This is a genomic window from Candidatus Solirubrobacter pratensis (assembly GCF_000425945.1).
Lineage (GTDB): Bacteria > Actinomycetota > Thermoleophilia > Solirubrobacterales > Solirubrobacteraceae > Solirubrobacter > Solirubrobacter pratensis.
In genome coordinates this window covers 48,635-56,551 of sequence record NZ_AUEK01000020.1, presented here as the reverse complement: position 1 = coordinate 56,551, position 7,917 = coordinate 48,635, and the positions used below count along the sequence as shown (strand labels likewise).

Genomic DNA, 7,917 nt, shown 5'->3' with positions numbered 1-7,917 from the left:
CGGGGTTCAGATTCTGAATAACACGTTCATGGATATGCATCAGACGGATGGGGCGTCGGGGGTGCATGTCGATGGGATTCAGTTGTATGGGTCGAAGAACACGGTGATTCGCGGGAATTTCTTTTATAACGTGCCGGATTCGGTGGCGGCGTGGGATGGTTCTGATCATGAGATGATCGAGGACAACGTTGTGGTCACGGATGGGTATCCGTATGCGATGGCGGTGATGTCGGATACGGGGTCGGTGATCCGCAATAACACGTTGCTGACGTCTTCGGCGGATGGCGGGGCGTGTGATTACAGCTTGCCGTGCGGGATCTTGCGGCTGGGGAGCAAGACGGGGTCGCCGGGTGGTACGGGGACGGTGGTCAAGGACAACATCGTGTCGCGGATCGATGTGCCGGAGGGCAGTCAGTCTTATGGTGAGGAGAATTACAATCTGTTCACCAAGGCGAAGGGTTCGGGGGCTTTTGACGTGCTCGGGACGCCGACGTTTGTCGGTGGGGCGCGGCCGGCTTCGCTGGATGGGTTTGCGCTGACGGCGACCTCGTTGGGTAAGGGCTCGGCGTCGGATGGCGGCGACCGTGGCGCCGCGGTCAACGCGTCCACGACCCCCACGCCGACCCCGACCGCCACGCCGACGCCGACCCCGACGCCGACCGCGACGCCCACGCCCACGCCCACGCCGACCGCAACGCCGACGCGTACGCCCACTCCGACGCCGACCGCGACGCCCACGGCGACCGCGACGCCGACGCCCACTGCGACGCCGACGCCGACGCCGACGCCGACGCCCACGCCGACGGCGACGCCCACGCCGACGGCGACGCCCACGCCGACGGCGACGCCGGCCGGCACGCCGGCCCCGACGGCCACGCCCGCCCCGGACGCACCGGCGCGCGCGGTCTGGACAGCGCCGTCGAACGTGGTGGTCGGGACGCCGGTGGTGCTCGACGGCACGCGGTCGACCGGTGACCCCGCGCTCTCGTGCACGTGGTCGTTCGAGAACGCGACCGGCTCGATCGTGTGGGACACCGCGAAGGGCTGCAAGCTCTCGAAGGCGTTCGAGTCGGCCGACACCAAGTACGTCCGCCTGATCGTCCGCGACATCGACGGCGACACGAGCTCGCAGGTCCGCTCGTTCGCGGTCAAGCCCAAGCTGAGCGGGCGCAGCGCCCGCGCGATGAGCTCGGCTCCGAGCGCCGAGGAGACGGACGGGCTCGTCGCCGCGTACGCGTTCGACGAGGCGAGCGGCACCACGGTCCGCGACGCGTCGACGGCCGACAACGACGGCCGGATCCACGGTGCCAAGCGCACCAAGGTCGCCAAGGGCGGGCGTGCGCTGCAGTTCGACGGCACCGATCGCGTGTCGCTCGATCGCCCGCGCGGGCTGCGTGAGGACTCGCCGGTCACGCTCGAGGCGTGGCTGCGCCCGGCCGCCGGAAGCCGTGCCGGAACGCCCGTCGTGTTCGACGGCGTCGGCGGCGCCGCGGCCGCGGAGGTCTCCGGACGCGCCTTCGGGCTCGCGTTCGCGTCCGGCGCGAGCCGCGACGCGATCGGCGTGCGGGCGTCAGCGGCGGCCAACCGCTGGACGCACCTCGCGCTCACCTACGACGGCGCGCAGGTCCGGGTGTACGTCAACGGTGTGCTCGATCGCGCGTTCGCGCCGGGTGGCGCGCTGCCGGCCGGCAAGTCGGCGCTCAGCATCGGCGGCGCGGTGGGCACGGGCTTCCGCGGCGTGATCGACGACGTGCGCATCTACTCCCGCGCGCTGAGCGCGCAGGAGCTGCGCGGCGACATGCTGACCCACGTGGGCATGGCCGGCCCGGGCAGTTGATGTAAAGAGGCCGCCGCACGTGACGGCGGCCGACCGGCCGATCTGCTTAGATGCGCCACGCCACTATCCGGCGTGGCGCGTCCAAGCGGTCATGGACTGTCGACTGAGGAAGATCCTCGCGCTCCGGTTGCCTGGGCGCGGTCGTATGATCGGCTTCGCCCCGATCGTGGCGGTGCTCGCGTCGGCCGCTCCCGCCGCCGCCGCGAATCTCCCCGCGACGCCGGCCAACTTCGTGCAGGTCTTCGCCTCTGCGACGGCCGGAGACGTCGTCGTGCTCGGCCCCGGCAGCTACGGGCGCTTCACGGGGGCGCAGAAGCCCGGGAACGTGACGGTGCTGGCGCCGCCGGGCGTTACGGCGTCCATGTCGGTCGACTTCCAGCCCGCGTCGAACATCACGCTCGACGGGCTCGCGATCACGGGTCTGACGATCGGGAACGCCGCGTCCAAGAACCTGACCGTGCGCAACAGCCGCTTCGACGGCTCGCAGGCGGTGCTGCGGACGGGAGAGCTGAGCGACGCGAACATCCTGTTCGAGCGCAACACGCACAGCGGGTTCGTCGCGTGCAGCACGTGCTACGAGGGCCGGGTCGAGCTGGCGGGCAAGACGAGCCGGCCGGCGGGCGTGACGATCCGCGACTCGTTCTTCTCCGGCGGCAACTCCGACGGCATCCAGAACGGCGCGCGCGGCGCGCAGATCATCGGTAACGAGTTCACGGGGATCAATCAGCTCGACGGCGCGTCCGGGGTGCACGCCGACTCGATCCAGCTCTATGGATCCTCGGGCACGGTCGTCCGGGGCAACTACTTCCACGACGTCGCCGTCGGCATCATGGCGGCCGACGGTGCCGATCACGAGACGGTCGAGGACAACGTGTTCGCGGTCACCGGCTCGCCGTACGCGATCACGTTGCTGTCCGACAACGGCTCCGTGCTGCGCCATAACACGCTGCTCGACAACGGCACGTGCGACTACAACCAGCGCTGCGGCATCCTCTTCCTCGGCAACAAGGCCGGCGATCCGGCGAGCACAGGGACGATCCTCGTCGACAACATCCTCACCCAGATCTGCCTCTGCGACGGCACCTCGCGCGGCCTGGCCCAGGAGGACCACAACCTCCTCACGAACGCCACGGGCACGGGCGCCGGCGACCTGCGCGGCAAGCCGGCCTTCGTCGGCGGCGCCCGGCCGGCGACCTTCGCCGGGTTCGCGCTCGCCGCCGGCTCGCTCGGAAAGGGCAGCGCGAGCGACGGCACCGATCGCGGCGCGCGCGTCACCGGGACGGCCGGCGGCAGCGCTCCGGGCGGCCCGGGAGGCTCGGCGGGCTCGGGCGGCTCAGGCGCATCCGGGACGCCGGGAGCTGGAACGGGAACGCCGGGGGCAGCGCAGCGACAGGGCAACTCCCTCGCGCCCGGCGCCGGCGGCTCCGCGTCCTCGTTTGGGCTCGTCGCCGCATACGGATTCGACGAGCGGAGCGGCGCCAGGGTGCGTGACGCGTCCGGGATGGGCAACGACGGGCGCCTCCGCGGCGCCGCACGGGTGCGGCCCGGGCGCCGCGGCGGTCGCGCGCTCGCGTTCGACGGCCGCAACGACTCGATGGTGGTGGCCGACGCCTCCTCGCTGCGCCTGACGACCGGCATGACCCTCGAGGCTTGGGTCCGCCCGGCCGGCGGCGCGCGCCGGTGGAGCCCCGTCATCGCCAAGCGGAGCGGGCGCTCGTCCTCGTTCGCGCTTTACGCGGGCGACGGATCGGGACGGCTCGCGGCCCTCAGGCTCGCCGGCGGCAAGGTCGTCCGCGCCGCCCGGCGGCTCGCCGGCGGGTGGACGCACCTGTCGACCACCTACGACGGCATGTGGGCGCGGCTCTACGTGGACGGGCGGCTCGTCAGGCGCGTCCGCTCGAAGCCGCTGGAGCCTGGCCCCGGGGCGCTGACGATCGGCGCGGCCGCCGGCCGGCATTTCAAGGGCCGCATCGACGACGTCCGGATCTACTCGCGCGCGCTCAGCGCGGCGGAGCTGCGCAGCAACATGCGCCAGCCCGTCGAGTGAGCCGCGATCAGGCGGGACGGTCCCAGGCGGCGGGCCCCGCGGGCCGCCGCTCAGCCCATCCGTGACGGGGACCCGCCACCTCGGGCGCGGGCCCGACGTCAGGCGCGGGCTCCTCGGAGGCATCGCCGTCCACCGCGGCGGGGAGCTCGAGCTGGCGAGGGTCCTCGATCGGAAACGCCTCCCACTCCTCCCACTCAGGCCTCGCTTGCGGGGCCGCCGAGGCGGCCCGCCACGCGCGCAGGACTGCCATGGTCGCGAGCAGCAGGCCGCACTGGAGCAGGAAGAGGATGATCGTCACGGCCATCGCCATCGCGGACGAGGGCCCACGCTGCTGATTGCCCGCGCGAGCGGTGCCCAGCCGTTTGAGGACGATCTGGCGATCCGACGGGACGTTCCCGCCGGCCAGTAGCGAGGACAGCTGTGACTCGAGCACGTCCATCGCCGCGTTTGCAAGCCGCGCCGCGGTCTGCGGATCCGGCGCCTGCGTGTTGACGGTGATCAGCGGGAGCGACTCGTCCGTGTGCGCGGTCAGGACGTTGGCTTGCGGGTCGGTCGCCTTGACGCTCGCGCCCGTCGTCAGCTGGTTGTCCACCGGCGCGCCGTCTGTCGGGGTGTCGGCGATCGCGATCAGCCGGTCGGCCGGCACGTTCGCACGCTTGGCCGCCTCGTCCTTGAGCGGCGACGAGACCAGCAGGTTCGCGAGCAGGACGGCGCGCGCGGGCAGGACCCCGGCGTTCGCGTCGTCCTTGACCCCGAGATCCACGACCTGCGAGTTGGGCGTGTCGACGAGCGCACGGGCCGATGCGATGCCGACGCTGTACTGGCGGCTCTTCGGCGGTAGTCCGGGGCGGTATGCGGTGAGCCCGCCGAGCACCACGGCGAGCACCGCGGCGATCGCCACCAGAAGGCGCAGGCGCCAGAGCTGTTGAAGGATGGTGACGAGTTCCATGCGGCTGACTCAGCTGCTCCCTGCCTGAGAGATACACCCTAAGAACGGGGCGGGGACGTGACGTCTTCCGCGAGCGCTCGAAGGTATCGGAGAGCGGGCTCGAGCGGCCGCGAGAACGAAAAAGGCCGTCCGGCGAGAGCCGGACGGCCTGAGACCCGGCGGACGGCACCGGCGCAGGGCCGGTGCCGTTCGTCGGGTGAAGCTAGGCGGCGACCCGCAGCGGGACGTTCTCGACCGCGATCGGCTCGCCGTTGCGGCGCAGCGACTCCTCGGCGGCCTCCATCGCCAGCACGATCTCCAGCCCGAGCTGCGCGTTCGAGCGCGGCTCGGCGCCCGTGCGGATGGCGCGCGCGAAGTCGGCCAGCTCCAGGCTCAGCGGCTCGGCGGCCTCCAGGCGCGGGACGACCATGTCGCCGCTGCGGTAGGTGAGCTGGTACTCGCCGAACGTCTTCGGCGGCGCGAACTCCATGCCGCGGTCGAAGACGCGCACCGCCTCGTCGGCGGCCGTGTCGTCGTACTGCACCATGCGGCTCGAGCCGACGATCGTCATCTCGCGCACCTTGCGCGGAGCCAGCCAGGAGACCTGGATGTTCGCGTTCGCGCCGCTGGCGAAGGTGAGGGTGATGAACGCCGTCTCCGGGACGCCGGCCTGGAAGACGCTGCGGCCGGTGGCGGCGACCTCGACGACCGGCTCGTCGAGCCAGTACAGCAGGATCGACAGGTCGTGCGGCGCGAGGTCGCAGATGACGCCGTCGGCCTGGTACTTGCCCAGGTTCATGCGCGACGAGGTGACGAAGTACACCTCGCCGAGCGTGCCGGCGGAGATCAGCTCCTTGATCTTGTTGACGGGCGGGCTGTAGACGAACGTGTGGCCCGGCATCAGCGTGCGGTCGTGGCGGGCGGCGGTCTCGAGCAGGTCGATCGCGTCCTCGGACGTCGTCGCGAGCGGCTTCTCGACCAGCACGTGCTTGCCGGCCTCGAGCGCGGCGCGGACGATCGCGTGGTGCGTGCGCGGCGGCGTCGCGACCACGAGCGCGTCGATGGCGTCGTCGGCCAGCACGTCGTCCAGGTCGCTGAAGACCGGCTGCCCGTGGTAGCGGGCCGAGAACGCGGCCGCGCGGCCGGCGTCGCGGTCGCACAGGCCGGCGAACTCGAGCTCGGGCCGCTCCATCACGTTGCGGACGAGGTTGGGACCCCAGTAGCCGTAGCCGACGACCGCCGTCCGGAGGGGAGCGTTATTGACTGAGACGAACCTTCGGGCCATCTTGGCTCACTCCTCGGAATCGAAGGACGCCACGGCCGCGACCACGCGAGCGACGTCGTCTTCGGACATGGTCGGGAACAGCGGCAACGTGCAGATCTCCTCCGCCAGCCGCTCGGCGACCGGCAGGCTCCCCTCGGGCAGCGGCCCGTAGGCCTCCGTCCGGTGGATCGGGAACGGGTAGTGGACGGCGCTGGACACGCCGTGCTGCTCGAGGTGCGCGCGCAGCGCGTCGCGCTGCTTGCTGCGCACGATGAACAGGTGGTAGACGTGGTCGCCGCCCTCGAACGCGGGCGAGGGCAGCTCGACGCTCGTGCCCGCCAGGCCGGCGCGCAGCGCGGCGCCGAGGCGGCGCCGGTCGGCGTTGCGGTCGTCGAGGTGGCGCAGCTTGACCCGCAGCAGGGCGGCCTGCAGCGCGTCCAGGCGCGCCGTCGTGCCGACGATGCGGTGGTGGTAGCGCGGTGACTCGCCGTGCGAGCGCAGGAGCTTCACGCGCGCGGCCAGCTCCTCGTCGTTCGTGACGATGCCGCCGCCGTCGCCCCAGCCGCCGAGGTTCTTGGTCGGGTAGAACGAGAAGCACCCGACGTCGCCGAGCGAGCCGACGCGGCGTCCGCGGTGGTAGGCGCCGTGCGCCTGCGCCGTGTCCTCGATCACCCGCAGGCCGGCCTCGCCGGCGAGGTCCAGGATCGCGTCGAGGTCGACCGTCGACCCCATCAGGTGCACGGGGATGATCGCGCGGGTGCGGGGGCCGATCGCCGCCGCGACGGCCTCGGCCGTCAGCAGGTGGCTGTCCGGGTCGACGTCGACGAGCTTAGGCGTCGCGCCGACCCAGCTCACGGCCTCGGCCGTGGCGATGAACGAGTTCGTCGGCACGATCACCTCGTCGCCGGGGCCGATCTCGAGCGCGCGCAGCGCGAGCGAGATCGCCTCCGTGCCCGAGGAGACCCCGACGGCGTGCTCAGAGCCGCAGTAGGCGGCGAACTCCGACTCGAAGGCCTCGAGCTCGGAGCCCATGGTGAAGGCCCCCTTGCGCGCAACGGCCCCGACGACCTCCAGCAGCTGCTCGAGCAGGATCGGATCGGCCTGATCGAGACGGGTGACGGGGATCGGTGCGAGCCCGGTGGACGTTTCAGTGAGGCTCACGCGGCAACCTTTCGAGCGATAGTGGGGGCGCACTCCATCTCGGAGAGCGCGGTACGGAGGGCGCCACGGCCGCGGTGGTGCAGGCCGTGGATCGAGGGCTCGGTGCGGCCGAGGCGGCCGGCGATCTCGCCCGGGGTGAGTCCGACGAGGTGGCGCATGACGACGACCTGCCGCTGCTCCTCCGGGAGCGTGGCGAGGGCGTCGCGCAGCCCGAGGGTGCGCATGCGGCCGGCGTCGTCGTCCTCCTGGCGGGTGTCGAGCTCGCGCACCTCCTCGCAGGGGATGGCGCGGCGCTGGCGCATGTGGTCGACCGCGACGTTGCGGGCCACGCGCAGGATCCACGCCGAGAACGGAACCTCGCGGGGCTCGTACTTGGGCAGCGCGGTCATCAGCTTCGCGAACACGTGCTGCGTGACGTCCTCCGCCTCATAGTCGTCGCGCACGATCGAGGCGACGTAGCCGTAGACGTGGTCGGCGTAGTGGACGTACAGGTAGCGGAGCGCCTCTCGGTCGCCCTGCTTGGCGCGTGCCACGGCCTGGGCGACGGCGCGGTTGCCGGCTTCATCGTCCGTGAGGCGGCCGGCGCGGCGGAAGCGCCCGGTCAGCACTCCCGCCTGTCCAGGATCGCTGCTCTTGAGATACGCGTGGGCTGACATCGTGTCCTCCTGCCTGTCGTCCGT

The 7,917-nt window shown here is 71.8% G+C and carries 7 protein-coding genes and 1 pseudogene; 3 read left to right on the top strand and 5 right to left on the bottom strand.

The genetic code is table 11. The annotated features are described in order from the left end of the window. Positions 1–28 precede the first annotated feature (28 nt). Positions 29–292: pseudogene (locus tag H958_RS49180) on the top strand (NosD domain-containing protein); the annotation flags it as partial. A 140-nt stretch (positions 293–432) separates the two neighbouring features. Here H958_RS49180 and H958_RS48445 read toward each other — a convergent pair. Continuing rightward, positions 433–876 carry a hypothetical protein gene (locus tag H958_RS48445; RefSeq protein WP_231379351.1) on the bottom strand — a complete coding sequence of 148 codons (444 nt, stop codon included), beginning with the start codon at positions 874–876 and terminating at the stop codon, positions 433–435. A 52-nt stretch (positions 877–928) separates the two neighbouring features. Here H958_RS48445 and H958_RS48440 point away from each other — a divergent pair, with 52 nt between their 5' ends. Both H958_RS48440 and H958_RS43940 read left to right on the top strand, forming a co-directional pair. After that, complete coding sequence (locus H958_RS48440) at positions 929–1,837, top strand: LamG domain-containing protein (RefSeq protein ID WP_231379350.1); 909 nt, start codon at positions 929–931, stop codon at positions 1,835–1,837. A 145-nt stretch (positions 1,838–1,982) separates the two neighbouring features. Then, on the top strand, positions 1,983–3,884 hold the full coding sequence (locus H958_RS43940; protein ID WP_051324711.1) for a LamG-like jellyroll fold domain-containing protein: 1,902 nt from the start codon (positions 1,983–1,985) through the stop codon (positions 3,882–3,884). Between the two features lie 7 nt (positions 3,885–3,891). Here H958_RS43940 and H958_RS0123080 read toward each other — a convergent pair whose 3' ends face one another. From H958_RS0123080 to H958_RS43935, 4 genes are all read right to left on the bottom strand, one after another. Continuing rightward, on the bottom strand, positions 3,892–4,833 hold the full coding sequence (locus H958_RS0123080; RefSeq protein WP_028060381.1) for a hypothetical protein: 942 nt from the start codon (positions 4,831–4,833) through the stop codon (positions 3,892–3,894). A 202-nt stretch (positions 4,834–5,035) separates the two neighbouring features. Beyond that, positions 5,036–6,097 carry a Gfo/Idh/MocA family protein gene (locus tag H958_RS0123075; protein ID WP_028060380.1) on the bottom strand — a complete coding sequence of 354 codons (1,062 nt, stop codon included), beginning with the start codon at positions 6,095–6,097 and terminating at the stop codon, positions 5,036–5,038. Positions 6,098–6,103: 6 nt separating this feature from the next. Beyond that, positions 6,104–7,237 (bottom strand): DegT/DnrJ/EryC1/StrS family aminotransferase, encoded by a 1,134-nt coding sequence (locus tag H958_RS0123070; RefSeq protein ID WP_196807505.1) that lies wholly within the window; start codon positions 7,235–7,237, stop codon positions 6,104–6,106. Beyond that, complete coding sequence (locus tag H958_RS43935; RefSeq protein WP_081686187.1) at positions 7,234–7,893, bottom strand: RNA polymerase sigma factor; 660 nt, start codon at positions 7,891–7,893, stop codon at positions 7,234–7,236. Before H958_RS43935 ends, H958_RS0123070 begins: the two co-directional genes overlap by 4 nt. Positions 7,894–7,917 lie beyond the last annotated feature (24 nt).

Bases quoted from the DNA above. Each gene is read 5' to 3' on its own strand.
- H958_RS43940 (WP_051324711.1), top strand. From the start codon at position 1,983: ATGATCGGCTTCGCCCCGATCGTGGCGGTGCTCGCGTCGGCCGCTCCC.
- H958_RS0123080 (WP_028060381.1), bottom strand. From the start codon at position 4,833: ATGGAACTCGTCACCATCCTTCAACAGCTCTGGCGCCTGCGCCTTCTG.
- H958_RS0123075 (WP_028060380.1), bottom strand. From the start codon at position 6,097: ATGGCCCGAAGGTTCGTCTCAGTCAATAACGCTCCCCTCCGGACGGCG.
- H958_RS43935 (WP_081686187.1), bottom strand. From the start codon at position 7,893: ATGTCAGCCCACGCGTATCTCAAGAGCAGCGATCCTGGACAGGCGGGA.